This window comes from Pseudomonas sp. GZD-209, assembly GCF_049310485.1.
GTDB classification, from domain to species: domain Bacteria; phylum Pseudomonadota; class Gammaproteobacteria; order Pseudomonadales; family Pseudomonadaceae; genus Aquipseudomonas; species Aquipseudomonas sichuanensis.
Window position 1 is genome coordinate 1 of the sequence record NZ_JBMOWQ010000016.1, and the last position, 26,490, is coordinate 26,490.

Here is a 26,490-nt window from a genome sequence, read left to right on the forward strand (position 1 = left end):
TTCCCCTCCCCCCCCCCCCCCCCCCTCCCCTCCCCCCCCCCCCCCCCCCCCCCCCCCCCCCCCCCCCCCCCCCACCCCCGCGGCAACCGCTCCCATTTCAAGAACAAAAGGTGCCCCACATGCATTACCCGACCCTGAACTTCGCCCTGGGCGAAACCATCGACATGCTCCGCGACCAGGTGCGCACCTTCGTCGCCGCCGAGCTGGCCCCGCGCGCCGCGCAAATCGACCACGACAACCTGTTCCCCGCCGACATGTGGCGCAAGTTCGGCGACATGGGCCTCTTGGGCATCACGGTTGCGGAGGAGTACGGCGGCGCCGGCCTGGGCTACCTGGCCCACGTGGTATCGATGGAAGAAATCAGCCGCGGGTCGGCCTCGGTGGCCCTGTCCTACGGCGCCCACTCCAACCTGTGCGTCAACCAGATCAACCGCAACGGCACCCACGAGCAGAAACTCAAGTACCTGCCCAAGCTGATCAGCGGCGAGCACATCGGCGCCCTGGCCATGAGCGAACCCAACGCCGGCTCCGACGTGGTGTCGATGAAGCTGCGCGCCGAAAAGCGCGGCGACCGCTATGTGCTCAACGGCAGCAAGACCTGGATCACCAACGGCCCCGACGCCAATACCTATGTGATCTACGCCAAGACCGACCTGGACAAGGGCCCCCACGGCATCACCGCGTTCATCGTCGAGCGCGACTGGAAAGGTTTCAGCCGCAGCAACAAGTTCGACAAGCTGGGCATGCGCGGCTCCAACACCTGCGAGCTGTTCTTCGATGACGTGGAAGTGCCGGAAGAGAACATCCTCGGCCAGCTCAACGGCGGCGTGCGGGTGCTGATGAGCGGCCTGGACTACGAGCGCGTGGTGCTCTCGGGCGGCCCGACCGGCATCATGCAGAGCTGCATGGACCTGGTGGTGCCCTACATTCACGACCGCAAGCAGTTCGGCCAGAGCATCGGCGAGTTCCAGCTGATCCAGGGCAAGATCGCCGACATGTACACCCAGCTCAACGCCAGCCGCGCCTACCTGTACGCCGTGGCCCAGGCTTGCGACCGCGGCGAGACCACTCGCAAGGACGCCGCCGGGGTGATCCTGTACACCGCCGAGCGCGCCACACAGATGGCCCTGGAGGCGATCCAGATCCTCGGCGGCAACGGCTACATCAATGAGTTCCCGGCTGGCCGCCTGTTGCGCGATGCCAAGCTGTACGAAATCGGCGCCGGCACCAGCGAGATCCGCCGGATGCTGATCGGTCGCGAACTGTTCAACGAAACCCGCTGAGCATAAGGAACGGGCGCACATGGCTACCTTGCACACCCAGATCAACCCGCGCTCGGCGGAGTTCGCCGGCAACAGCGCGGCCATGCTCGAGCAGGTCACGAAACTGCGCGGCCTGCTGGCCCAGGTCAACCAGGGCGGCGGGCCCAAGGCCCAGCAGCGGCACACCTCACGCGGCAAGCTACTGCCCCGCGAGCGGATCGACCGCCTGCTCGACCCGGGTTCGGCGTTCCTCGAGATCGGCCAGCTGGCCGCCCATGAGGTGTACGGCGAGGACGTACCGGCCGCTGGCGTGATCGCCGGGATCGGCCGCGTCGAGGGCGTGGAGTGCATGATCGTGGCCAACGACGCCACGGTCAAAGGCGGCTCCTACTACCCGCTGACGGTGAAGAAGCACCTGCGCGCCCAGACCATCGCCCTGCAGAACCGCCTGCCGTGCATCTACCTGGTGGACTCCGGCGGCGCCAACCTGCCACGCCAGGACGAGGTGTTCCCCGACCGCGAGCACTTCGGGCGGATCTTCTTCAACCAGGCCAACATGAGTGCGCTGGGCATCCCGCAGATCGCCGTGGTGATGGGCTCGTGCACCGCCGGTGGCGCCTATGTGCCGGCCATGGCCGACGAGGCGATCATGGTGCGCCAGCAGGCGACCATCTTCCTGGCCGGCCCGCCCTTGGTGAAAGCGGCGACCGGTGAAGTGGTCAGCGCCGAGGACCTCGGCGGCGCCGACGTGCACTGCCGCACCAGCGGCGTGGCCGACCACTATGCCGACAACGATGAACATGCCCTGGCCATCGCCCGACGCAGCGTGGCCAACCTCAACTGGCACAAGCTCGGCAAACTGCAATGCAAGGCACCGATTGCACCGCTGTATGGCGCAGAAGAGTTGTATGGCGTAGTGCCGGCCGATGCCAAGCAGCCATTCGATGTGCACGAGGTGATTGCGCGCCTGGTCGACGGCTCGGTGTTCGATGAGTTCAAGGCGCTGTTCGGCACCACCCTGGTCTGTGGTTTCGCCCACCTGCACGGCTACCCGGTGGCGATCCTGGCCAACAACGGCATCCTGTTCGCCGAAGCTGCGCAAAAAGGCGCGCACTTCATCGAGCTGGCCTGCCAGCGCGGCATCCCGCTGCTGTTCCTGCAGAACATCACCGGTTTCATGGTCGGCAAGAAGTACGAAGAAGGTGGCATCGCCAAGCACGGTGCCAAGCTGGTAACCGCAGTGGCCTGCGCCCAGGTACCGAAGTTCACGGTGATCATCGGCGGCAGCTTCGGTGCCGGCAACTACGGCATGTGCGGCCGCGCCTACGACCCGCGCTTTTTGTGGATGTGGCCCAATGCGCGGATCGGCGTGATGGGTGCCGAACAGGCGGCCGGCGTGCTGGCCCAGGTCAAGCGCGAGCAGAGCGAGCGCAGCGGCGAAGTGTTCAGCCTGGAAGACGAGAAGAAGCTCAAGCAGCCGATCCTCGACCAGTACGAGCACCAGGGGCACCCCTACTACTCCAGCGCCCGGCTGTGGGACGACGGTGTCATCGACCCGGCGCAGACCCGCGACGTGCTCGGCCTGGCGCTGTCTGCCGCGCTGAACGCCCCGATCGAACAGAGCCGCTTCGGCATTTTCCGGATGTGACCCATGACCGATTTCGCCACTATCGAGCTGGAACACGACCCCCGCGGCTTCACCACCCTGTGGCTGAGCCGGGAAGACAAGAACAACGCTTTCAACGCCCAGATGATCCGCGAGCTGATCGTCGCGCTGGACCGGCTGGCCGAAGACGGCAGCCTGCGCTTCCTGCTGCTGCGTGGCCGTGGCCGGCATTTCAGCGCCGGCGCCGACCTGGCCTGGATGCAGCAGTCGGCGCAACTGGACTTCAATACCAACCTCGATGACGCCCATGAACTGGGCGAGCTGATGTATGCCCTGCACCGCCTCAAGGCCCCGACCCTGGCCGTGGTGCAAGGCGCGGCCTTTGGTGGCGCGCTGGGCTTGATCAGTTGCTGCGACATGGCCATCGGCACCGAAGACGCGCAGCTGTGCCTGTCGGAAGTGCGCATCGGCCTGGCCCCGGCGGTGATCAGCCCGTTCGTGGTCAAGGCCATCGGCGAGCGCGCCGCACGCCGTTATGCCCTTACCGCCGAGCGCTTCAGCGGGGTACGTGCCCGTGAACTGGGCCTGCTGGCCGAGGTGTACCCGGCCGGCGAACTGGACGCCCAGGTCGAAGCCTGGGTGGACAACCTGCTGAACAACAGTCCCCAGGCCCTGCGCGCCACCAAGGACCTGTTGCGCGAAGTGGACGACGGCGAGCTGAGCCCGGCCCTGCGCCGCTATTGCGAAAACACCATCGCCCGCATACGCGTCAGCGCCGAAGGCCAGGAGGGCCTGCGCGCCTTCCTGGAAAAACGCCGCCCCGCCTGGCAAACCGAACAGAAGAAGGAACCGCGCCCATGAGCCGTCCCACGTTGACCACCCTGCTGGTCGCTAACCGCGGCGAGATCGCCTGCCGGGTGATGCGCACCGCCAAGGCCCTGGGCCTGACCACCGTGGCCGTGCACAGCGCCACCGACCGTGATGCCCGCCACAGCCGCGAAGCCGACATCCGCGTCGACCTGGGTGGCAGCAAGGCCGCCGACAGCTACCTGGTGATCGACAAACTGATCGCCGCGGCCAAGGCCAGCGGCGCCCAGGCCATCCACCCGGGTTATGGTTTTTTATCGGAGAACGCCGGCTTCGCCCGCGCCATCGAACAGGCCGGGCTGATCTTCCTAGGCCCACCGGCCAGCGCCATCGACGCCATGGGCAGCAAGTCGGCGGCCAAGGCGCTGATGGAGGCTGCCGGCGTGCCGCTGGTACCGGGTTACCACGGTGAGGCGCAGGATATCGACACCTTCCGCGCCGCCGCCGAACGCATCGGCTACCCAGTGCTGCTCAAGGCCAGCGCCGGCGGTGGCGGCAAGGGCATGAAGGTGGTCGAGGAGGAAAGCCAACTGGCCGACGCCCTGGCCTCGGCCCAGCGTGAAGCACAGTCGTCGTTCGGCGATGCGCGCATGCTGGTGGAAAAATACGTGCTCAAGCCGCGCCACGTGGAAATCCAGGTGTTCGCCGACCAGCACGGCAATTGCCTGTACCTGAACGAGCGCGACTGCTCGATCCAGCGTCGCCACCAGAAGGTCGTGGAGGAAGCTCCAGCCCCGGGGCTGTCCGCGGAATTGCGCCAGGCCATGGGCCAGGCGGCGGTGCGCGCGGCCCAGGCCATCGGGTACGTGGGTGCCGGTACCGTGGAGTTCCTGCTCGACGCCCGTGGCGAGTTCTTCTTCATGGAGATGAACACCCGCCTGCAGGTGGAGCACCCGGTCACCGAGGCCATCACCGGCCTTGATCTGGTGGCCTGGCAGATTCGCGTCGCCTGTGGTGAGGCGCTGCCGATCACCCAGGAGCAGGTACCGCTGATCGGCCATGCGATCGAAGTGCGGCTGTACGCCGAGGATCCGGCCAACGAATTCCTGCCGGCCACCGGCACCCTGGCGCTGTACCGCGAGTCGGCGCCGGGTGAAGGGCGGCGGGTGGACAGCGGGGTCAGCGAGGGCGATGTGGTGTCGCCGTTCTATGACCCGATGCTGGGCAAGCTGATTGCCTGGGGCCAGGACCGCGAGCAGGCGCGCCTGCGGCTGCTGGCGATGCTCGATGAGTTCGCCATCGGTGGCTTGAAGACCAACATCGCCTTCCTGCGCCGCATCCTCGCCCACCCGGCGTTTGCCGCGGCGGAACTGGACACGGGGTTCATTCCACGTCACCAGGACGTCCTGCTGCCTGCGGTCGAAGCCTTGCCCGCGCCGTTCTGGGAAGCTGCCGCCGAAGCCTGGCTACAAAGCGCGCCGGCCCTGCAACGCGAGGATGACCCGGCCTCGCCGTGGGCCGCCCGCGAGGGGCTGCGCCTGGGGTTGCCAGCGCGTAGCAGCCTGCATTTGCAGTGTGAGGGGCATGAGCAGGCGGTCGCCCTGGAGCGCACTGCGCCGTCTACCTACCAGCTGGTTGGCGAACAGCTGTGCCACGACCAGGACGGCATCCGTCGTCGCCATCTGGCCGTGCGCCGGGGCGGCACCCTGTACCTGCAATGGCACGGCGAGCTGCATGCCGTCAGCGTGCATGACCCGATTGCCGCTGCTGAAGCCAGCCATGGTCATCAGGGTGGCCTCGGTGCGCCAATGAACGGCAGCATCGTGCGTGTGCTGGTCGAGCCGGGGCAGGTGGTGGAGGCCGGTACCGCGTTGGTGGTGCTTGAAGCCATGAAGATGGAGCACAGCATTCGCGCGCCCCATGGCGGGACGGTGAAGGCATTGTTCTGTCAGGAAGGGGATATGGTCAGCGAGGGGACAGTGCTGGTGGAGTTGGAGGGGGAGTGATGGCTGCAATGCGCTCGCCGAAAGGTTTGCAGCGCCTATGAGATCGAGCGCCGCCCGCGCGGCGCTTCGCGGGTAAACCCGCTCCCACAGTCTGTTTCGGGCCAATTATTCCTGTGAAAGTACCGGTGCCTGCCTTGGTGCATGCCTTGAGTCATGTGGGGCGGCGGCAACGCCCACACTGAAACCGCGTCGTACCAACAAGGCGGACCAGGTGATGGCCCAGGAAAGACTGGCCCGAAACAAACTGTGGGAGCGGGTTTACCCGCGAAGCGCCGCGCGGGCGGCGCTCGATCTCAAGAGCGCTGCAAGTCTACCGCCTGGCACCTCGCAGCCCCAACGCGGTCCCCGAGCAAACCTAGAGCACCCCGTGCATCCGCACCACAACACCCAAAAACTCGCACCCCTCCTCGCACAGCACGGTGGGATACAAGGTATTCAGCGGCCTGAGCATCCGCTGCCCGCCCTCCTCGATCAACTCCCTCAGCACCGCTGGCTTGCCCGGTTGCCGGGCCACCACCAGCCTGCCTGGCGCAACCTCGATTCCGGCATCCACCAAAACCAGCACCCCCTGCGGCAAGCTCCTGCCACTGGTGGCGTTCATCGAGTCATTCTCCACCGGTAACCAGAACGCATTGCCGGCAGGCATATAGCCAGTCAGTTCCTGGGTTTCACTGGACTCGGGCAATGGCCCCTGCAGATCAGCCCAGCTCAACACCGGGAAGCGGAAACTGGCATGGCGCAGTGCGTTCACCGGCAACGGCCGGTCCACCGCATAAACGCCTCGGCTTTCGCGGGTGATACTCCGTTCGACCACCATCACCCTGGCCTCCAGAGACACCAGCCCAAGCTGCTCCAGCTTCTCGTTGACGGTCTCCAGGGTCGGCCGGCGCGTGCCACGCAACCAATGGCCGAGACCGCCTTGGGTCATCCCTAAGCGTTCGGCCAGTTGATATTGCTTGAGGTTGTGCTCGCGCTTGTAGCGAGAGAGAAATTCGATCCAGTTTTCCATGGCTGTGAACGATACGGACTGGATGAATGGCTTCAATACACATCCTGAATTATCTTAGCAGATATAAATAATACAGAATGACCTAACATCATTCGCTCATTGTCCTGGAACGGATTTCATAGGTGCAGTCATGAGCAATTCGAAAAAAGAAGAAACAGATCTCGACGAAGAGGCCGCCCGCCGCGCCCTCGACTTCTACCTCAACCCCACCCCTACCCCGTCGGAGCTGCAGCGCCCACTGTGGACCCTGCGCGAAGGCGTCACCGGCGAGCAGGCGAACGAACACGCCATGGCCTTGCTGCGCTGCGCGGCAGCCACCGCCCAGGAGACGGGCGCCCATCTGCAGGGCACGACGCGGGATGTGGTATTTGCCCTGATGCACATGGTCAACATGGCGCGGGCCCTGCTGGAGCAGCGCAAAACCACGGAACAAGGGGCGGTATAGAAGGGAGAACGTGACGGCCGACGAACGGCAAAAGCCCCGATTGCCGGGGACAAGGAGTGCGTCAGGAAGATTTTTTTGCCGATAACCGGAAAAATCATTTGACTGGCAAATGATAACGATTATTATTGCACTCAGCAGGTCGCAAGACCCGCTGGATAACCTGCAACGTCCTCAGGTCGGACGCTCAGATTATCTCCTCATCAGGCTAATCACGGTTTTTGACCCGGCTTTTTGCCGGGTCATTTTTTTTGGCTCTTCAGGCTAATGAAGATCGTTAATGGCGGCGATGATAGCAAAACTGTGTCAGGACGTGAACGCTCATTACAAATCTTTGCCGAATCAGCACTTGAGAATCAATCTCGTTAAGCTTAAGCTGATCTCGCGTCAAGGAAGATGCCCCCACTCCTCCCCCAATGAGCAAGGAGCCGTTCATGACCCGCTTGCTACTGCCCCTTGAGCATGACCCCCAAATCGCCGAGCAGCATGCTCAGGACAACCTGATGCATGCGCTCAAACGCCTGCCGCGCCGGGTGCAGCAAGTCTTTCTGCTCAACCGCCTCGACCAGCTGGGCTTCGCCGCCATCGCCGAACGCCTCGACCTGCCCTTGATCAGCATCGAGCGCCACATGAACCAGGCCCTGCAGACCACCCGCGCACAAGGCGACGCCGTGGCCAGCATTGCCGGGCAATGGTATGTACGCCTGCAAAGCCCTGAAGTGACCGCCAGCGAACGCATCGACTTCCGCCGCTGGCTGGATGCGGCCCCCGAACATCTGCACGCCTTCCAGCAAACCGAATTGCGCTGGCGCAGCCTGCTCGCGCCGGCACGCCAACTGGGTGACGACGGCTGGTATCGGCAAGGGCGCGCCGCATTGTCGTTGGGTGGGTGTTCGATTGCCGTCGGGCTGGGTGTCGCCGCACTGGTGGCACTGGGTTTGTGGGCCTGAAGGCTTCGCGATCCTAAAGGGATCGCGTCAGCCCTTGAGAGCATTCGCTGCACAATGCCGCCACCGTGCGGTGTACAGTACCGTCACAACAACGCCAAGACAGGAGCCTGGCAATGACCGTGACGCTGTCCCCACTGCACATCGACTGTGACTTCGATTCCGGCAACATCCTGGTGCTGGACGCCAGCAACCCCGCGCAGGTCCACCTGAACATTCGCCCGGACACCAACAGTGGCCACTTCCAGTGGTTCCACTTCAAGGTCAGCGGCCTCACCCCTGGCCAGGTCCATCGCTTCAGCCTGGATAACGCTGCCGAGTCTTCCTACAAGAACGCCTGGACCGGTTACCACGCCGTGGCCTCCTACGACCAGCAGACCTGGTTCCGCGTGCCCAGCCAGTTCGACGGCAAGGCGCTGAGCTTCGAACTGAAGGCCGAGCAGGGTCAGGTGTGGTTCGCCTACTTCGAACCCTACCCCCGCGCCCGCCACAACCAGCTGATCGAACGTGCCCGGCAGATCCCCGGCGTAACGCTGCTGGCCAGCGGGCGTAGCGTACAGGGCCGTGACATCCCGCTGCTGCGTGCCGGCGACGGCGCCGCCGGCAAGCGCAAGCTGTGGATCATCGCCCAGCAGCACCCGGGCGAGCACATGGCCGAATGGTTCATGGAAGGCGTGATCGATCGCCTGCAGGCCAACGATGAAGTCATCCAGCAATTGCTGGCCAAGGCCGACCTGTACCTGATCCCCAACATGAACCCGGACGGCGCCTTCCTCGGCCACCTGCGCACCAACTTCAAGGGCAAAGACCTCAACCGCGCCTGGCAGGACGCCAGTGTCGAGCTGAGCCCCGAGGTGTTCTTCGCCCAGAGCCAGATGAAACTGCATGGCGTGGACGCCTTCGTCGATGCCCATGGCGACGAGGAAATCCCCCACGTATTCACCGCTGCCTGCGAGGGCAACCCGGGTTACACGCCGCGTATCGCCAAGCTCGAAGAGCAGTTCCGCAGCACGCTGTGCAGCCTGACGCCGGACTTCCAAACCAAGTACGGCTACACCCGCGACGAACCCGGCCAGGCCAACATGACCTTGGCTTGCAACGCCGTGGGCCAAGCCCATGACTGCCTGTCGCTGACCCTGGAGATGCCGTTCAAGGACCATGACGATGCGCCGAATCCGCGTACCGGCTGGTCCGGCGAGCGGTCGAAGGCACTGGCGGGCGCGGTGCTGGAGACCTTACTGAAGATGGTCGACGATCTGCGCTGAACCACCGTGGGAGCGGGCTTGCCCCGCGATTGGCGCCAGGTCAGGCAACGATGCCAGGCATTCTGACGCCAATCGCGGGGCAAGCCCGCTCCCACGCCCCCCCCGGCCGGCTTAGAACTGCACGTCCAGGATCACATTGTCGAGATAGCTCCCCGCCGGCGGCGTGGCCTGGTCGGTATACACCTTGGCGTTGTAGTTGAACGTCTGGCTGCCCGTACCGGTGCCATTGCCGGGGTTCACATCGGCATCGCTGCTCGAGCGCCGCGCCGACGACAGTACCCCCCAGCGCACGCTGCCACCACTCTTGAAGATGTCGTAGGCCAGGTAGTTGCCGGCGCTGGATTTCATCCGCCGCCGCCCACCCGCCACGTTCTGCCCGTCATCCAGCCCCACCGTGTAGCTGCTGCCCTTGGTGCACGACAGGCCGATGCTCTGGTTCACCGTGCCGAACCCGGCCACCACCGGCGCGCTGGCAAAGCTGATGTTGGGGCTGCTGATCTGGCAGTCGTTGCTGACCGTGAGGGTGACGGTGAGGGTCTGGTTGCCGCTGCCTATATCCCGCCCCAGCACACAGGCGCCCAAGGCGCCGATACCCGCGCAGTAGTTCCAGCTCCAGGCGATGTTCAGCGTTTCCTGGTACAAGCCTGCCGCCACGTTGGCGCCGATCACGGTCTTGAGGTACAGCGGCACGCTCTTGGGCGTGGTGCCATTGAGCAGCCCCAAGGCGTCGATGATGCCGTTACGGGCGAAATCGAACTGCACACCACGGCTGATCGGGTAACTGGTGGTGGCGTTGGCGTACAGCGTGTAGGGGATCACATCACCCGTCGGCCCCACCAGCCCGCTGGTGCTGGAGGTGATGGTGGCATAGAAGTGATCGTTGGTGGCCAGCAGCGACAGCAACGAGCCGGTGCACTGCAGCCCGGCGTTGCTGGATGAAGCGCTCTGTATCGTGGTGCGCACCAGGGTCGAATTGATCGTGCCGAACGCCGCCGGCGCCGTCGCCACCGAGCTGCACAAGGCCCAGGCCGCGCCCGGCAGCAGCCAGCCGGCCAGCAACCACAGGCAACGCGCCGCCGCCCTCACTGGCACACCAGCGGGCCGATCAGCGGGATCGGCCCCTCCCCGTCTGGCAGTTCGAACGCAACCTGGCATTGCCCGCCATCGGCCTTGCTCACCTGCAGATGATTGCTCGGCGACAGGTTCTCCAGGTACACCAGGCCATCCCAGCCCACCACCGCTTCGGCGCCACTTTCCTGGTGCAACACCCGGCTGCCCAGCTTGAGTTCCTGCTGGTTGCCGTCGACCAGCACCAGGCTCGCCGCCAGCACGCGCTTGAGCGGGAACTCCAGCAGGTAGCCGCTGCCGCGGCGCACCGCCACGCGTTGCTCCACCTCCGGCGCCAGCACATCGGCCGGCAGCTCCATCGGGTCGATCTCGTATTTGCCGCGGTAGTAGCCGCTGCTGTAAGGCACCAGCAAGTGACCGTTGCGGTCGGTGCGGCCGATCTGCTGGTTTTCGTAGCGCACCGGCACATCGGCATAACCGTTGGTGCTGACCACCACGAATGCGTCGTCGATGCGGTTGGCGGCGAACAGCCCCGCATCCATCAGCACCACCGAGCCGCTGGCGTCAGCCCAACGGGTCATCTGCTCGGGGTTGCCATACAGCCCGGCCTGCAACTGCACCGACTGCAGCCGCCAGGTCAGGTCGGCCTGGCGATAGTCACCGGCGGTACCGCCCGTGGCATAGCCGAGGTTGTAGCCGACGCCACCGCCCACCGGTACCGCGTGGCTGTAGTTGACCCGTTGCAGGTCCTGGCCGTCCTTGCTGCGCTCGGCGCTGAAGGCCAGGGTGCCGTGCAGGTCGAAGGGGATCACCAGTTGCGCCTGCACCGCCCACTGGCTGTCGCCGACATCGCGGTTGGCCGACAGGTACAGGCTGCTGTTACCCCACAACGGCTTGCTCCAGCTCAGGTTGATCAGCCGGGTGCGCGTGCCATCACCGGCACGTATGTCGAAATAGCCGGCGCCCAGGCTGCCGTAGCTGTCCAGGTTGAGGCTCACGGTGGCCTGTTCGCTGCGTCGGCTCAGCCGGGTGTAGGGGTTGTCCACCAGCGACAGGTCGGCATAGTCGCCATGGCGCTCGATGCGCTGGTAGTTGAAGCCCAGCCGGCGACTGTTGTACTGGTAGCCCAGCGCCAGCTGCTGGCCAGTGTCGCCGTCGAAACGGCTCTGGGCCACGGCGGCGTTGAGTACCCCGAAGGTGCCCAGTTGCAGGTTGCCGCCCAGGCCGCCGAGCATCATCGACTCGGCAGTTTCGGCATGGGTCTCGACGGTGAAGTAGTCAGACAGGCCATGGCGCAGGCTCGCCGTGGCGACGCCCGGCCCATAGGCAAAATCGCGGACGGCGTAATCGCGGCGCAGGCTGCCGGCGGCCACCGAGTAATCGGTCAGGCCTTTGGCCAACAGGCTGCTGGTGACATAGAACGGCAAGGTGGTCGATACCTGCCGGCCCAGGGCATCGGTGGTCACCACCACCGCTTCGCCGGCACCGTTGATGAACGGCACATTGGTCAGGGTGTAAGGGCCCGGCTGCAACTCGGTGGTACTGCTCTTGTAGCCGTTGATGAACAAGTCCAGCGAGGTGGGCACCGCCGCCTCACCGGCAAAGGCCGGCAGCGGGTAGGTGACCAGGTCGGGACGCGCCCCGAAGTCGCGGGACAGCTGCAAGCCACCGATACGCACCGAGGTGCTCCAGGGCAAGGCGCCGGTGACCAGGTCGCCGGCTTCATAGGTCAGCAGCCGCTGCTCGTCGGTGTAGCGGAAGGTGGTGTCGTAGCGCAGGAAACCCTGTCGGGTATCGCTTTGCGCACCGTTGAACGCCTGGCGCCACTGCCCGGTGGTGGACAACGTGCCCCAATCGTCGAACAGGCGCAGCTCGTTCCAGGCGGCCAGATAAGTGCCACCGTCATCGGTGTCGTTGAGGTAGGCGTCGTAGTTGAACAAGGCACCGAAGCTGGTGCGGGTATCGCTGGCCGGGTACAGGCTGCGCCCACCCACCTGCTGGTCGGGCAGCCAGGCCGCTGGCACCTGCAGCAGCAGGCGCTGGTTCTGGCTGTCGTAGTCGGTGTGCAAGCCGGCAATGGCGTCCAGCGCCACCTCGCCCTGGGGCTCGCTGGGCAGCTTGATGCCGGCCGCGCGCAACACATCGCTGTCCAGGTACAGGCGCCCGGCACGCTGCTGCACCGGCACCAGCTCAGCCTTGCCCACCTGGTTCACCAACAGGTCGAGGTACAGCGTGGCATCGGTGATGGCGGCCTGCTCGGTGGGTGGCGGCGGCAATTCGTCGGCCACGCCCACACCGGGCACCAGTACCGCCAGGCCCAGCCACACACGGTGCGCTGCCACCCGCACCCAACTCACACACGATGTCCAACCATTGTCGGGTCCTCCCTGGCCCCTGTTGTTCGTTCAATGCCGCGTCACTGCCCTTGCCGGATGGCTTGCGCAACCTCCTGACCGTTGACCCGCCCCTTGAGCACACTGGCCGCACCGGGTGCGGCCGGCACCGGCCAGCGCATGCTCGCGCCCGGCAGCACATACCCCAGCAGCCCCTCGACCAGGGGTTTGTCCTGCCCCCCTTGCTGCAACACCACATCGGTGAGCCGGGCGTGCACCGGGCCGGTGTTGCGCAGTTCGACATAGGGCTTGCCCTGTACCGTCACCGCGCGCCAGCTCAGTTGCGGCTTGCCCACGCCCTCGGCACTGCGCTTGCCGTCCGGGTCGGGCTTGCCCCACAACCCTTCGCCATAGACGAACAACGGCACCGAATAGCGCATCTGCAGGCGGATTGCCGCCTTCGGCCCGTCGCTGGCAGTGTCGGCCGGCATCGGCGACGGGATTTCGTCGATGATGATGCGGTAGGCCTGCTCCTGGCCGACCGGCGAACTGCCGGTGCGGGTCAGGCGAATCAGTTGCTTCTGCCCCGGCGCGATGTTGGCCACCGGCGGGCTGCCGATGATTTCGCGCTGGGCCTGGAACTGCTCCTGGTACTCACCCTGGCGCCAGGCGAACACCCGCACCTGCAGGCTGGCCGGCGCCGTGCCACGGTTTTCCAGCCACAGCGCGCCGGCCTTCTGCTCGGCCTCCAGCACCGGGTCGATCGGCCAGATCAGCACCGATGTCGCCGCCATGGCCTGGGTACCAGCCAGCAGCAACATCCCGAATAGCGTTTGCGCCAGTTTCGCGCTTGCCCCCATGCCCCTCTCCTTCTGCATCCAATGATTCACGGCGCCGGTTTCACCAGCTCACCGTCACTTGCACCACATCGGTATAGGTCCCCGCCGGCAGGGTGCCGGGCAAGGTGGTACGGCCGTAGACCGGCAACTTGATCGCCGTCGGGTCGCTGTAGCTCACGGTCACGCTGCTGCCGATGGCCAGGCTCTGGCTGAAGGCGGCGTCGCGGTACAGCTGGTAGGGAAGCAGTTGGCTGCCGCCGCTGCGTTTGAGGTTGCGGGTGCCGCTGGCGCTGTTCTGGCCGCCGTCCAGGCTCATGCTCATGGCCACCCCGGGGGTGCACTGGAAGGTCACCGTGGTGCCGCCAAGCGAAGTGCTCAAGGTGGCCGTGGACAATGCCGAACTGGTGCCGAAGTCCAGCACGCCATAGGCGGTCACCCCGCCAACCACCAGGCAGCCGGCCACGATCTGCGCGCTCACCTGGAAGGTGCTGCCGGTAGCGGCCAGCGCGCCTTGCGCCAGCAGCAGGGCCAGCCCGACAACCGGCAGCCGCCATGCGCCTGGCATGGCTCAGAAGCTCAGCTCGACCGCCACCGTGTCGGTGTACACCCCGGCCGGCAGGCCCGCCTTGCCGCGCGCCTGGCCATACAGGTTGACAGTCTGCGCCACGCCGGTGCTGGTCGGCAGGGTGATGGTGCCGTCGATGGCCAGCGGGGTGGTGTGCCCGGCGTCGGTGTAGAAGTCATAGGGCACGAAGTTGCCGGAGCCATCGGCCAGCGCGCGGGTGCCACCGGCTGACTGGCCGTCATGGGATCCGCCGCGCACCTTGATCACCGGTATGGTGCCTGAAGAGCAGAGGATGCTCATGGCGCCACCGCCGCCACCGAGCACTTGCCCGTTGGCAGCGGTGAACAGTGAATCCTGGGTGCCGAAATTGAGGTTGCCGAAGTTCAGCCCCGAAGTGCCGCCAGTGCCGTTGACCTGGCAGGCGGCGGTCAGCGTCAGGGTCGAGTTGATGGTGCCGGTGACGGTGGCCGCCTGGGCCTGGGCTGTCAGCGCCAGGCCAAGGCCGACGAGGATGCAGCGAATCATGTGCTTGGGCATGAAGGTCTCCTTGCGTGTTACCAGTCCAGTGTCACCCTGAGGGTGTCGCGATACAGCCCGGCAGGCAGCGCGCGCGGTTGCGCGACCACCACGCCGTAGATAGGCACGGGCACCTGCTGCGTGCCGCTGATGGTGAAGGTACGGGCCTGACCGACCACGTAGCGGCCGTTGCCGCTTGGGTCGACCGCCAGTTGATAGGGGATCAGTTCACGGCCGTTGCTCAGCCGGCGCACGCCGTCGCTGCCATTGAGCCCGCCATTGATCCGCACGCTGAACGCACGCACCTGGGGCGAGCAACTGATCTGCAGGCTACCCTCGCCGCCCGCCTCGTCCACCCGGCTGGTCAGCGCCTGGTCCCAGGTCGGGCCGCGGGCGCCGAAGTCGATCAGCCCGGGGTTGCCCAGCGACGCCGGCTGCTGGCCGCTGTCGATCTGGCAGGCCGCACTGATCACCAGGCGGGCCTGGATGAAGCCGGTGCTGGTGCCATGGGCGGCGCCACTGGGCAGCAACAGCGGGCCGAGGGTGAGCAGCAGTAGCGAAGTGCGTTGCAGCGCGTCCTTGTGCATGGTGGCGTGGCTCCTCACCAGGTGACCGTGACTTTGAGCAGGTCGGCGTACAGGCCTGCGCGCGGCACCCAGGCCAGAGTGTCGATCCGCGCAAACAGGGGCAACTCCACCGAGCCGCTGCCCGGCACCCGCGCCGACTGCGCCACCCCCACCTCGAGCGGCTCGCGCCAGGCGGCGTCGCGGAACAGGCGATAAGGGATCGGCTTGGCCTGGCGGTCGTCGCTGGCCAGGTAACGCAGCGCACCAGTGCCGCCATGCTGGCCGCCATCAACGCGCACTTGATAGGGGGTATCGGGGTTGCACTCCAGGCGCGGCGGGCGCTGGCTGAACAATGCGCCGCTCAAGGGCGCGCCCGGCCCGTCCAGCCGGGCTGCGCTGCCCAGGTCGATCACCCCGAGGGCCTGGGCACCTGCCTCGCGCTGCTGGCCGACCAGCATGCAGCCGCGTTGCACGCGCACCTGCACGTCAACGAGAAACTCTGCAGCCACGGCACTGCCGCTCAACCACAGGCCCAACAGCGCGGCCATCAAGCGTTGCATCAGCGGTCGATCCTTGTCTGGAAGGGTTGAGCTTGAGCGTAGCAGCGCGATCGGATCCGAACAGCCGTGGGATCCCCCTCTTTGGCATTAATGAAAAGGGCTGGCAACGCGCAGGAAACACGCAACAACCTCTGTGGGATTTCACCTCGACCTCCGGGATGTATCAGTACATCCCACACCCCAAAACACCTTGTTCCGACAAAACGTCCAGCCATCTGTTACCTTCATGCCACATGCATGGACGGAACCTGCAGGAGATCACTTTGAGCACTACCGCCAACCCGCTCGATCAAGCCATCGAGCGTTGCGCCGAGGAACCGATCCAGGTGCCTGGTAGCATCCAGCCCCAAGGTTTCCTGCTAGTGCTGGACGAGCATGACCTGCGCATCCTGCAGGCCAGCGAAAACGTCGACCAATGGCTGGGCGCCTCAGCCAGCGAGCTGCTTGGCCAGGCCCTGCCCGCGCTGCTCGACAGTAGCTTCGACCTGCGTGGCCAGCTGGGCCGCCTGCCCGTCGACGAGGTCTTCCCTTTTCATATCGGTGATGTGCGCCTGCACGAGGCAGCGCCCTGCCAGGCCACACTGCGGGTGCTGGCCCACCGCCACGACCAGGTGCTCATCGTCGAGTTCGAAACCTGTCGCGAAACGGACGCCCAGCAAGGCGACTACTACCCGCTGGTACGCGCCTTCATCAGCACCCTGCACCAGGCCACCAGCATCGAAGAGCTGCTGCAGCGATCGGTACGGCAGATCAAGCGCATCACCGGCTTCGGCCGGGTCAAAGCCTACCGTTTCGATGCCCAGGGCACCGGCACGGTGCTCGCCGAAGACGCCGACCCCGGCTACCCGCGCTATCTGGGCCTGTGCTTCCCGGCCTCGGATATCCCGCGCCAGGCCCGCGAGCTGTACCGCATCAACCGCATCCGCTTGATCGAGGACGCCGACTACCAGCCCTCCCCGCTGCTGCCTGCCGCCAACCCGCGCACCGGCAAGGCCCTGGACATGAGCTTCGCGGCGTTGCGCAGCGTCTCGCCGGTGCACCTGCAGTACATGCGCAACATGGGCACGCTGGCCTCGATGTCGCTGTCGATCGTGGTCGATGGCCAGCTCTGGGGCCTGATCTCCTGCCACCACGACCAACCCCGCGCAGTAGGCTTCCAGACCCGCACCGCCTGCGAGCTGCTGGCCAATGTGCTGTCGCTGCAGATCGAAGCCCACGAGAAGCACGCCAGCACGCGCCGGCTGCTCGACCTGCGCCAGCACATCGTGCGCATGCTCGCGTCGATGGCCGACCACGACAGCGTCAGCGCAGGTTTGCTGGCCCTGCCCGAGGTGATGCTGCAGTTTGCCGGGGCCTCGGGGGCGGCGATCATCAGCGCCGAGCGCTGCGACCTGATTGGCAAAACGCCACCGGCGGCGCAGGTCAATGCCCTGGTGCGCTGGCTGGCCGAGCGTGGCGACGAAACGCTGTTCCACACCGACAACGCACGCCGCGACGTCGAGGGGCTACCAGAGCTGGCCGAGCATGCCGCCGGCGTGCTGGCGGTGGCCATCTCGCAACTGCACTCGCACTACCTGCTGTGGTTCCGCGCCGAACAGGCACACACGGTGAACTGGGCCGGGCGCCCGGAAAAACAGCCAGGCCCGCTGGGCAACCTCAACCCGCGGCACAGTTTCGACTGCTGGCAGCAGGAGGTCCGTGATTTCAGTGCCGCCTGGGACCCGCTGATCATCGAAGGCGTGACCGAACTGCGCGGCGCGGTGCTGGGCATTGTCCTGCGCAAGGCCGAGGAACTGGCGCAACTGGCGGGCGAGCTGAAGCGTTCGAACCAGGAACTCGAGGCGTTCTCCTACAGCGTGTCGCATGACTTGCGCGCACCGCTGCGGCATATCGCCGGCTACAGCGAGTTGTTGGGCGAGATCGAAGGCGCGCAGTTGACCGAGCGTGGCAAGCGCTTCCTCGACCATATCGAGGAAGCCGCGCAATTTGCCGGCACCCTGGTCGACAACCTGCTCAACTTCTCGCAGATGGGCCGCTCGGCGCTGCGTCTGTGCGATGTCGACTTGAATGCGCTGGTCGAGATGATCCGCACGGAGCTGGCGCCGGACTACGCCGGGCGGACGATCAGCTGGGCGGTGGCGCCGCTGCCCAAGGTGATCGCCGACCCGGCGTTCATCAACATGGTCCTGCACAACCTGATCGCCAACGCCATCAAGTACAGCCGTGGCCGCGAATCCGCCCATATCGAGATCGGCGCCGTGCGCCACCGCCACGAAACCGAGATGTACGTGCGCGATAACGGGGTGGGCTTCGACATGGCCTACGTCGACAAGCTGTTCGGCGTGTTCCAGCGTTTGCACCGCATGGAGGAGTTCGAAGGCACCGGGATCGGCCTGGCCAGCGTGCGGCGGATCATCGAGCGCCACGATGGCCGGGTGTGGGCCAACGGCCAGCCCGACCAGGGCGCCAGCTTCCACTTCACCCTCCCCCACCAACCGACGACTGCCTGAGGCCGCTGACGATCATGCTCAAGCCCATCCTGCTGGTCGAAGACAACCCCAGGGACCTGGAGCTGACCCAGCTGGCGCTGGAGCGCAGCCAACTGGCCAACGAGGTGATCGTGCTGCGCGACGGTGCCGATGCCCTGGACTACCTGTTGCGGCGCAACACTTACGCCGGGCGTGCCGAGGGCAACCCGGCCGCGATGCTGCTCGACCTCAAACTGCCCAAGGTCGATGGCCTGGAGGTGCTGGCGCAGGTGCGCGCCCACCCGCAGCTGCGCAGTATTGCGATCATCATGCTGACCTCGTCCCAGGAGCAGCCCGATCTGCAGCGCGCCCATGCACTGGGCGTCAGCGCTTATCTGGTCAAGCCCGTGGAGTTCAAGGACTTCGTCAGCGCCATCGCCGGCCTCAAGGTGTTCTGGGCACTGCTCGACGAACCCGCGCCCGGCGCGAAGCACCTGAACCACTGAGGCCGGCACGATGCAACAAACACCGTTGAAACTGCTGATGGTCGAAGACAGCAGCATGGATGCCGAGCTGATCCTGCTACGCCTGGAGCGCAGCGGGCTGCAGGTGCAGCTACAGCGGGTGTACGAGCATGTCGGTGCCGAGCAGGCCCTGCGTGAGGGCCGCTTCGACCTGATCCTCTGCGACTGCGTGCTGCCCGGTTCGTCCGGCGCCGACGTGCTGGCCACGGCCCAGCGCCTGGCACCGGACGTACCGTTCATTTTCCTCTCCGGTATCTACGGCGAAGAACACGCGGTAGAGATGATCCGCCTGGGTGCCACCGACTATGTGCTGAAGAAGAACCTGCCGCTGCTGCCCAAGGCCGTGCGCCGGGCCTTGGGCGAAGTGCAGGAGCGTCAGCGCCGGCGCCACGCCGAACAAGCCCTGGCGGATGTCGAGGCGCGCGCGCGCATCGCCATCGATGCCGCCGGCATGGGTACCTGGGACTATCACCCGCAGGATGGCCTGATGCGCTGGGATGAACGCTGCAAGATGCTGTTCGGCCTGCCGCTCGACGCCACAATGAGCCTCGACCTGTTCTATGCCGGCATTTACCCCGATGACCTGCCGCGGGTGCGTGAGGCGGTCGAGCAAGCCATGCGCCCGGACAGTGATGGCAGTTACCGGGTGGAGTTCCGCATTGCCCAGGCCGACGGCCTGGAGCCACGCTGGCTGCTGTCCAGCGGCCAGACCCAGTTCAGCGAGGGCCGCTGCGTACGATTTACCGGGGTGCTGCAGGACATCCACAGCCAGCGCCAGGCCACCCGCGCCCTGGAGCAACTCAATGAAATGCTCGGTGAGCGCGTCGAGCGCCGCACCCGCGAACGCGACCGCGCCTGGGAGCTGTCCCAGGACTTGCTGGCAGTCCTGAACAAGGACCTCACCCCCGTGGCGCTGAACCCGGCCTGGGAGGCCTGCCTGGGCTTCAGCCGTGAACGCCTGGGGCAGATCTCGCTGCTGCAGTTGCTGCCCGAAGATGATCAGGACGCCTTGCTCACGCAGCTCGCCACCTTGTCGCTCGGCCACAGCAGCGCACGCTTCATCGGCCGCATCCTGCACGCCAGCGGCCAGCAGCGCTGGCTGTCCTGGGTGGTGGTGGCGGACGATACGCTGCTGCACGTGGTAGCCCGCGACATCAGCAGCGAGCGCGAAGCCGCCCTGGACCTGGCCGAGGCCAACGAACGCCTGCGTGAGCAGATCGCCGAGCGTGAGCGCGTCGAGGCCGCGCTGCAGCAGATGCAACGGCTGGAAGCGGTCGGCCAGCTCACCGCCGGGGTGGCCCATGACTTCAACAACCTGCTGACGGTCATTCTCACGGGCGCCAGTTTCCTCCAGAGCGAGCTGGACAACGGCCGGCTGGACAAGGCCGGCAAGCGCCTGCAAAACATTCGCGAAGCCGGCGAACGCGGCGCCAAGCTGACCGCGCAACTGCTGGCCTTCTCGCGCAAGCAGCGCCTGGAGCCCGTGCCACTGGACCTCAACCGGACCCTGTCCGGGCTGGAGGAGTTGCTGCGGCGCACCCTGGGTGGCAGCGTCTCGGTACGCCTGGAGCTGGACACCCAGCTGTGGCAAGCGCTCACCGACCCGACCCAGACCGAGATGACCATCCTCAACCTGGCGATCAACGCCCGCGATGCCATGCCCGGCGGCGGCCAATTGACCCTGGCCACCCGCAACACCCTTATCAGCGCCCCGCCGCGCAACCCGCAAGACCCGGAGCCCGGTGAGTACGTGATGCTGAGCATTCGCGACACCGGTTGCGGCATGAGCGAAGAGATCGCGGCCAAGGTGTTCGAGCCGTTCTTTACCACCAAGGGCGTCGGCAAGGGGTCGGGGCTGGGCCTGGCCCAGGTATTTGGCTTCGCCAAGCAGTCCGGTGGCGGCGTGAGCCTGCAGAGCACACCCGGGCGCGGCACCCAGGTCAGCGTGTACCTGCCCGCCGTCCGGGCACAGGCCAGCGCCACGCCGCCGGCCCCGTCCAGGGTTTTCAGCCAGCTGGCCGATGGCGGCAACCGCCACATCCTGCTGGTGGATGACGACCATCTGGTACGTGAACTGATCGGCGACCTGTTGCGCCGCCTGGGCTACCAGGTACGCGAGGCGCACAGCGGTGAACAGGCCCTGGCCCAGCTCGACGAGCGCACCGACCTGCTGCTTACCGACTTCGCCATGCCCGAATTCAATGGCGCGCAACTGGCCCTGGCGGCCCGCGAGCATTTCCCGCAACTGCCGGTGGTGTTCCTCACCGGCTACGCCGAGCTGGACAACATGGAGCTGCCGAACAGCCTGTTGATCCAGAAACCGGTGCACGAGCACGTGCTGGCCCTGGCACTGGCCGAGCTGTTGGAAAACCGGGGGACAGAAACGAAAAAATCGCCATGAGGCGATAGACAGGTACTGCGTGGAGATAGAGAAAATGGCAGGGGCGGCTGGATTCGAACCAACGCATGGCAGGATCAAAACCTGCTGCCTTACCGCTTGGCGACGCCCCTGTATCGGATATGACAAGTGACTGATGCACTGTCGATCTGATCATTCACCGTTCAGCTTGTTGCTGCTCGGGAATGGCCGGCACTTTACCAGCGTTGTTTGCAGGTGGGAAGCTTTTTTTGAAAAAAAACGCTGGAAAACAGCAGGTTAGTAAAAATCGCCCGTTTTGCCTGGCCCATCCACCGCAGGTTGTGGGAGCAACTGTCTTCTTGTAGGGGCGGCCTTGTGCCGCGAAAGGGCCGGAGCGCGGCCCCGGCCATTCTGCCTTCACGCTGAAATCCTGGGGCCGTTCTGCGGCCCTTTCGCGGCACAAGGCCGCTCCTGCAGGCCGTTTAGAGGGCTTGCCGGGTACATTCCCGATTGGTCAAAATCCCCGTCGCGCACGCTGCGCCCTGCCCTTTCCCTGCCTAGGAGCATGCCGTTGTCCACCTGGATTCCAGCCCCCCTGCGCCAACTCAACCAACGCCTGCGCGGCCCTGCGCCACAGGCCGGCGCGCTGATGGCGCATTTCCGGGACAAGGCCAGCGAGCGCGGCTACACCCTGAGCGACGGCCAGTGCCGGGTGATCGAGGCCATGGCCGCGCAGTTGGCGGCCCTCGACGACGGACAGCCACACAGCCTGTACCTGCATGGCTCGGTTGGCCGCGGCAAGAGCTGGCTGCTCGACAATTTCTTCGCGGCGGTGCCGGTGGCGCAGAAGCGGCGCCTGCACTTTCACGACTTCTTCGCCCGCCTGCACCAGGGCATGCACCGCCACCGGGCACTGGACGATGCCATGGGGGCGACCCTCGATGAATTGCTGGGTGACGTGCAGGTACTGTGCTTTGATGAATTCCACGTGCACGACATCGGCGACGCCATGCTGCTGACCCGGCTGTTCAACGCCCTGTTCGAACGCGGCATCTTCCTGCTGGTGACCTCCAACTACGCGCCCGAGGGGCTGCTGCCCAACCCGCTCTACCACGAACGCTTCCTGCCGGTGATCCGCCTGATCAATGGCCGCATGCAGGTGCTGGAAGTGGGCGGCGATACCGATTTTCGCAGCCTGCCGGCCAACCGCGAGCACCAATGCTTCACCCAGGGGCGTTACGTCTGGCCGGGGAATGCGGCGCAGCGCCAGGGCCTTGACTTGCCCGCCCGGCAGCCGACCACGCTACAGATCAACAACCGGCCATTGCATGCCCTGGCGGTGGATGGCCGGCGGGTAATGTTCAGCTTCAACGGGTTGTGCGAACAGCCCACCGCAGTGATCGACTACCTGGCGCTGGCCGAGCAGTACGATCAATGGATCATCGACGGACTGGACGACCTGGCCGAATGCTCGCTGGCGGCGCAACAACGCTTCGTCAACCTGGTGGATGTGCTGTATGACCAGGACCGCCAGCTGACGGTGATCGGCCAACGGGCCTTGCAGGAAAGCCTGGGTGGCGCGATTGCCGACCTGATGCGTACGCGCAGCCGGCTGGGGCAGCTGCATCAAGTGGGGCCGTCAGACAGCGCATCCTGAAACGGCGTCATCGCTGGCAAGCCAGCTCCCACAAAAATCAGGCAATTGCACGCCATAGTGTGGGAGCCGGCTTGCCGGCGATGGCGTCACCCTGCCCTTGGCAAATCCGCCAACACCCCCTCGATCTCCCCCAGCACCGCCGGATCATCCAGGGTCGAAGGCGGCACATAGTCCTGCCCATCGGCAATCTTGCGCAGCACCGCACGCAGAATCTTGCCCGAGCGGGTCTTGGGCAGGCGCTTGACCAGGCGCACCCGGTTGAAACAGGCCAGTGCACCGATATGCTCGCGCACACTGGCCACCAGCTCGCCCTGCAACTGCAGCTCGCCGATGCCCTGCCCGTCCTTGAGCACCACCAGCGCCAGCGGCACCTGGCCCTTGATCTCGTCGTGCACACCGATCACGGCACATTCGGCCACCGCCGGGTGGCGGGCCACCAGGTCCTCCATCTCGCCGGTCGACAGGCGATGGCCCGAGACGTTAATCACATCGTCGGTGCGGCCCATGATGTAGACGAAACCGTCGTCATCCAGGTAGCCACCGTCACCGGTGTGGTAATACCCCGGATAGTTGTGCAGATAGGCCTGCAAATAGCGCTCGTGGTCGCCCCACAGCGTCTGGCTGCAGCCAGGCGGCAATGGCAAGGCGATGACGATGGCGCCCTGCTGATTCGGCCCCAGTAGCTTGCCGTCGTCGTCCAGCACCTGCACGTGGTAACCCGGCACCGCGCGGTTGCTCGAGCCTGGCCGGGCCGCACTGCCCTCAAGACCCACGCAGGGGGCGGTGACCGGCCAACCGGTCTCGGTCTGCCACCAGTGGTCGTGCACCGGTTTGCCACTGACCCGCTCCAGCCATTCATGGGTGCTGGAGTCGAGCTTTTCGCCCGCCAGGAACAGTTGCCGCAACGAACCCAGGTCGTGGCGGCGGATCAGCTCGCCCTGCGGATCCTCCTTGCGGATCGCGCGCATGGCAGTTGGTGCGCAGAACAGCGCGTTGACCTTGTATTGCTCGACGATGCGCCAGTATGCCGAGGCATCGGGCGTGCGGATCGGCTTGCCCTCGTAGAACACCGTGGTGCAGCCGCTCATCAACGGCCCGTAGACGATCAGCGAATGGCCGACCACCCAGCCCACATCGGAAATGCCCCACCACACATCACCCGCCTGCATGCCATAGATGTGGCGCATGGCGTAGCACAGGGCCACGGCGTTGCCGCCGTTTTCACGGACGATGCCCTTGGGTTTTCCGGTGGTGCCGGAGGTATACATGATGTACAGCGGATCGCCTGCGTCCAGCTCGACCGGGGCCACCGGCTCTGCGCCGGCCAGCGCTTGCTGCCAGTCCAGGTCGCGCCCCGGCTGCAGCTCGGCGCGCGCCTGCGGGCGCTGCAGCACCAGCACCTGCTGCGGCTGGTGGCGGGCCAGTTGCAGCGCACGGTCGACCAGCGGTTTGTATTCGATCACCCGGTCGAACTCCAGCCCGCAGGAAGCGGTGAGCAACAACACCGGCCGGGCATCATCGATACGCAGGGCCAGTTCGTTGGCGGCAAAGCCGCCGAACACCACCGAATGCACCGCGCCAATGCGTGCGCAGGCGAGCATGGCCATGGCCGCCTGCGGCACCATCGGCATGTAGATGATCACCCCGTCGCCCTTGCCCACCCCAAGGCTGCGCAGCAGGCCGGCCAGGCGCGCCACTTCGTCGCGCAGTTGCAGGTAGGTGTAGGCCTGCTGCACGCCGGTCACCGGCGAGTCGTAGATCAGCGCCAACTGCTCGCCCCGGCCCAGCTCGATCTGATGGTCGAGGGCCAGATGGCAACTGTTCAAGCGGCCATCGGCGAACCAGCGGTGGGTGCCGTCGGGGTTCTGCTGCAGGGTCTGCGTTGGCTTGCGCTGCCAGGCCAACTGGTCGGCCTGGGCCTGCCAGAAGGCCGCAGGGTCGGCGATGGAATGGGCGTAACTGTGCTGATAGGTCATTGGTTCGCAACCCGGTACTTGTTGTTATTGAAGGGCGAACCTTGAGTATGGACCGGCGCCACGTGCCCGCCACCGGACTAAAGTCGCAACCCTTATGCAGATTTGCAGCAGGCTGCGCCGGCACGTGGCGCCAGGGTTCAGGGGGCTGACTGGGTAGCTGGCAGGCCTTGCCCGCGCCCGGTCAGGCGCCGGTAGGCGATGGCCAGGCCGGCGAACCACAGCGGCATCGCGTACAGCGCCATGCGGGTGTCCGGCTGCAGTGCCAGCAGCACCAGCACGAACAGCAGGAACGCCAGGCTCAGCCAGGCCATCGGCACCCCGCCGGGCAGGCGGAAGCTGGCCCGGGCGTGGCGCTCGGGGTGGCGCCGGCGGTAGCCCAGGTAGGCCACCAGGATGGTCGACCAGGTGTAGATCACCAGCACCGCCGACAGGCTCGACACCAGGGTGAACACCGTCATCACCTCGGGGAAGATGAACAGCAGCAGCACCCCCAGCAGCATCAACAGGCACGAGAAGCCCAGGCTGGCCAGCGGCACGCTGTTGCCCGACAGGCGCCGGAACACACCGGGTGCCTGGCTGCGTTCGGCCAGGCCGAACAGCATGCGGCTGGTGGAGAACACGCCGCTGTTGGCCGACGAGGCGGCCGAGGTCAGCACCACGAAGTTGACGATGCCCGCCGCCGCCGGGAAGCCGGCCAGCAGGAACAGCTCGACGAACGGGCTACGGTTGGGCGCGACCTTGGCCCACGAGGTCACGGCAATGATGCAGGCCAGGGCCACCACATAGAACAGGATGATGCGCACCGGGATCGCGTTGATCGCCTTGGGCAGGCTGCGCCGCGGGTCGCGGGTTTCGGCGGCGGTGGTGCCGATCAGCTCGGTGCCGGCGAACGAGAAGATGGCGATCTGGAAGCCCGCGAAGAAGCCAGTAAGCCCATGGGGAAACGCCGCTTCCGGCTGCACCAGGTGCGACAGCGAAGCGGTCACCCCGGTGGGCGACACGAACGCCGTGGCAATCAGCACCAGGCTCACGGCGATCAGTGCCAGCACGGCGATGATCTTGATGATCGCGAACCAGAACTCGACCTCGCCGAAGGCTTTCACCGTCAGCACATTGAGGGTGAACAGGGTGACCAGCATCGCCAGTGCCGGCGCCCAGGCAGGCGCACCGGGGAACCAGTACTGGAAGAAGCCACCGACCACCACCGCATCGCCGACCACTGCCACGCTCCAGCTGAGCCAGTACGACCAGCCGAGGAAAAACGCCGCGCGCGGGCCGACGTAGGCGCCGGCGAAGTCGGCGAACGACTTGAAGTTGAGGTCTGACAGCAGCAGCTCGCCCATGGCGCGCATGACGAAGAACAGGAAGAACCCGATGATCATGTAGACCAGCAGGATCGAGGTGCCGGACAAGGCGATGACCTTGCCCGAACCCATGAACAGGCCGGTGCCGATAGCGCCACCGAGGGCGATCAGCTGGATATGGCGGTTGCTCAGGGTGCGTTGCAGGTGGCGGCCACTTGGGGCTGCCGAGGGATCAGGCTGCATGGGGAAACCTCTGGGATTGTTGTTGGTGTTTTCGAGGCAGGATTTCTTGTGTCTTCAACGACCCCATCGCGGGGCAAGCCCGCTCCCACGCTTGTTCCCTCGTGGGAGCGGGCTTGCCCCGCGATGAGGCCCTTGGATCAGCCGCGGGCTTCTTCGAACCCGGTCAGC

The 26,490-nt window shown here is 65.8% G+C and carries 22 protein-coding genes and 1 tRNA gene; 11 read left to right on the top strand and 12 right to left on the bottom strand.

The features are described 5' to 3' along the window. Positions 1-119: 119 nt before the first annotated feature. The 4 genes from ACO6VM_RS02550 to ACO6VM_RS02565 are packed head-to-tail and all read left to right on the top strand — an operon-like array spanning position 120 to position 5,681. Entirely contained in the window at positions 120-1,283 is a 1,164-nt protein-coding gene (locus ACO6VM_RS02550; RefSeq protein WP_322359206.1) for an isovaleryl-CoA dehydrogenase, read from the top strand. A 19-nt stretch (positions 1,284-1,302) separates the two neighbouring features. Next, positions 1,303-2,910 (top strand): carboxyl transferase domain-containing protein, encoded by a 1,608-nt coding sequence (locus tag ACO6VM_RS02555; RefSeq protein ID WP_422402722.1) that lies wholly within the window; start codon positions 1,303-1,305, stop codon positions 2,908-2,910. Between the two features lie 3 nt (positions 2,911-2,913). Beyond that, positions 2,914-3,729, top strand: coding sequence for a gamma-carboxygeranoyl-CoA hydratase (locus ACO6VM_RS02560; RefSeq protein WP_422402723.1), 816 nt, complete (start codon positions 2,914-2,916; stop codon positions 3,727-3,729). Continuing rightward, positions 3,726-5,681 carry an acetyl-CoA carboxylase biotin carboxylase subunit gene (locus ACO6VM_RS02565; RefSeq protein WP_422402724.1) on the top strand — a complete coding sequence of 652 codons (1,956 nt, stop codon included), beginning with the start codon at positions 3,726-3,728 and terminating at the stop codon, positions 5,679-5,681. Before ACO6VM_RS02560 ends, ACO6VM_RS02565 begins: the two co-directional genes overlap by 4 nt. Positions 5,682-6,036: 355 nt before the next feature. Here ACO6VM_RS02565 and ACO6VM_RS02570 read toward each other — a convergent pair whose 3' ends face one another. After that, on the bottom strand, positions 6,037-6,690 hold the full coding sequence (locus ACO6VM_RS02570) for a LexA family protein (protein ID WP_347150292.1): 654 nt from the start codon (positions 6,688-6,690) through the stop codon (positions 6,037-6,039). 130 nt (positions 6,691-6,820) lie between these two features. On the opposite strand from ACO6VM_RS02570, the gene ACO6VM_RS02575 reads away from it, so the two are divergent. From ACO6VM_RS02575 to ACO6VM_RS02585, 3 genes are all read left to right on the top strand, one after another. Then, positions 6,821-7,135, top strand: a complete 315-nt coding sequence (locus tag ACO6VM_RS02575; RefSeq protein WP_401057018.1) for a DUF6124 family protein — start codon at positions 6,821-6,823, stop codon at positions 7,133-7,135. Between the two features lie 431 nt (positions 7,136-7,566). Further along, positions 7,567-8,082 (top strand): DUF4880 domain-containing protein, encoded by a 516-nt coding sequence (locus tag ACO6VM_RS02580; protein WP_422402725.1) that lies wholly within the window; start codon positions 7,567-7,569, stop codon positions 8,080-8,082. A gap of 113 nt (positions 8,083-8,195) precedes the next feature. Continuing rightward, positions 8,196-9,344, top strand: coding sequence for a M14 family metallopeptidase (locus tag ACO6VM_RS02585; protein ID WP_422402726.1), 1,149 nt, complete (start codon positions 8,196-8,198; stop codon positions 9,342-9,344). Positions 9,345-9,455: 111 nt separating this feature from the next. On the opposite strand, the gene ACO6VM_RS02590 is transcribed toward ACO6VM_RS02585, so the two are convergent. From ACO6VM_RS02590 to ACO6VM_RS02620, 7 genes are all read right to left on the bottom strand, one after another. Further along, positions 9,456-10,430, bottom strand: a complete 975-nt coding sequence (locus tag ACO6VM_RS02590) for a spore coat U domain-containing protein (RefSeq protein ID WP_422402734.1) — start codon at positions 10,428-10,430, stop codon at positions 9,456-9,458. Beyond that, the gene (locus ACO6VM_RS02595) at positions 10,427-12,754 is read right to left on the bottom strand and encodes a fimbria/pilus outer membrane usher protein (protein WP_422402735.1); all 2,328 of its coding nucleotides are present in this window, start codon (positions 12,752-12,754) and stop codon (positions 10,427-10,429) included. The genes ACO6VM_RS02590 and ACO6VM_RS02595 overlap by 4 nt, the downstream gene beginning before the upstream one ends. A gap of 74 nt (positions 12,755-12,828) precedes the next feature. Beyond that, positions 12,829-13,605 carry a fimbrial biogenesis chaperone gene (locus tag ACO6VM_RS02600; protein ID WP_374045872.1) on the bottom strand — a complete coding sequence of 259 codons (777 nt, stop codon included), beginning with the start codon at positions 13,603-13,605 and terminating at the stop codon, positions 12,829-12,831. A 40-nt stretch (positions 13,606-13,645) separates the two neighbouring features. Further along, on the bottom strand, positions 13,646-14,149 hold the full coding sequence (locus ACO6VM_RS02605) for a spore coat U domain-containing protein (RefSeq protein ID WP_422402727.1): 504 nt from the start codon (positions 14,147-14,149) through the stop codon (positions 13,646-13,648). A gap of 3 nt (positions 14,150-14,152) precedes the next feature. Then, positions 14,153-14,686 (bottom strand): Csu type fimbrial protein, encoded by a 534-nt coding sequence (locus tag ACO6VM_RS02610; protein ID WP_401057014.1) that lies wholly within the window; start codon positions 14,684-14,686, stop codon positions 14,153-14,155. 17 nt (positions 14,687-14,703) lie between these two features. Then, the gene (locus ACO6VM_RS02615) at positions 14,704-15,237 is read right to left on the bottom strand and encodes a Csu type fimbrial protein (protein WP_125466171.1); all 534 of its coding nucleotides are present in this window, start codon (positions 15,235-15,237) and stop codon (positions 14,704-14,706) included. Positions 15,238-15,266: 29 nt separating this feature from the next. After that, positions 15,267-15,791 (bottom strand): Csu type fimbrial protein, encoded by a 525-nt coding sequence (locus tag ACO6VM_RS02620; RefSeq protein WP_390967544.1) that lies wholly within the window; start codon positions 15,789-15,791, stop codon positions 15,267-15,269. Between the two features lie 263 nt (positions 15,792-16,054). On the opposite strand from ACO6VM_RS02620, the gene ACO6VM_RS02625 reads away from it, so the two are divergent. Genes ACO6VM_RS02625 through ACO6VM_RS02635 form a run of 3 tightly spaced genes read left to right on the top strand, consistent with a single transcriptional unit; the run spans position 16,055 to position 21,184 of the window. After that, positions 16,055-18,301: an ATP-binding protein gene (locus ACO6VM_RS02625; protein ID WP_422402728.1), complete on the top strand. Its 2,247-nt coding sequence runs from the start codon at positions 16,055-16,057 to the stop codon at positions 18,299-18,301. Positions 18,302-18,315: 14 nt separating this feature from the next. After that, positions 18,316-18,765 (top strand): response regulator, encoded by a 450-nt coding sequence (locus tag ACO6VM_RS02630; RefSeq protein WP_401057011.1) that lies wholly within the window; start codon positions 18,316-18,318, stop codon positions 18,763-18,765. 10 nt (positions 18,766-18,775) lie between these two features. Further along, positions 18,776-21,184 (top strand): response regulator, encoded by a 2,409-nt coding sequence (locus ACO6VM_RS02635; protein ID WP_422402729.1) that lies wholly within the window; start codon positions 18,776-18,778, stop codon positions 21,182-21,184. A 35-nt stretch (positions 21,185-21,219) separates the two neighbouring features. Here the strand turns inward: ACO6VM_RS02635 and ACO6VM_RS02640 are convergent. Beyond that, positions 21,220-21,294 (bottom strand) — tRNA-Gln (locus ACO6VM_RS02640). Between the two features lie 44 nt (positions 21,295-21,338). Beyond that, the gene (locus ACO6VM_RS02645) at positions 21,339-21,563 is read right to left on the bottom strand and encodes a hypothetical protein (RefSeq protein ID WP_422402730.1); all 225 of its coding nucleotides are present in this window, start codon (positions 21,561-21,563) and stop codon (positions 21,339-21,341) included. Between the two features lie 150 nt (positions 21,564-21,713). Here ACO6VM_RS02645 and zapE point away from each other — a divergent pair, with 150 nt between their 5' ends. Further along, a complete protein-coding gene (gene zapE / locus ACO6VM_RS02650) occupies positions 21,714-22,799 on the top strand; it encodes a cell division protein ZapE (protein ID WP_422402731.1) in 1,086 nt (361 codons plus the stop codon). 86 nt (positions 22,800-22,885) lie between these two features. Here the strand turns inward: zapE and ACO6VM_RS02655 are convergent, their stop codons facing one another. Both ACO6VM_RS02655 and ACO6VM_RS02660 read right to left on the bottom strand, forming a co-directional pair. Then, complete coding sequence (locus tag ACO6VM_RS02655) at positions 22,886-24,775, bottom strand: propionyl-CoA synthetase (RefSeq protein ID WP_422402732.1); 1,890 nt, start codon at positions 24,773-24,775, stop codon at positions 22,886-22,888. Between the two features lie 137 nt (positions 24,776-24,912). Further along, positions 24,913-26,322: an amino acid permease gene (locus ACO6VM_RS02660; RefSeq protein ID WP_422402733.1), complete on the bottom strand. Its 1,410-nt coding sequence runs from the start codon at positions 26,320-26,322 to the stop codon at positions 24,913-24,915. Positions 26,323-26,490: the final 168 nt, after the last annotated feature.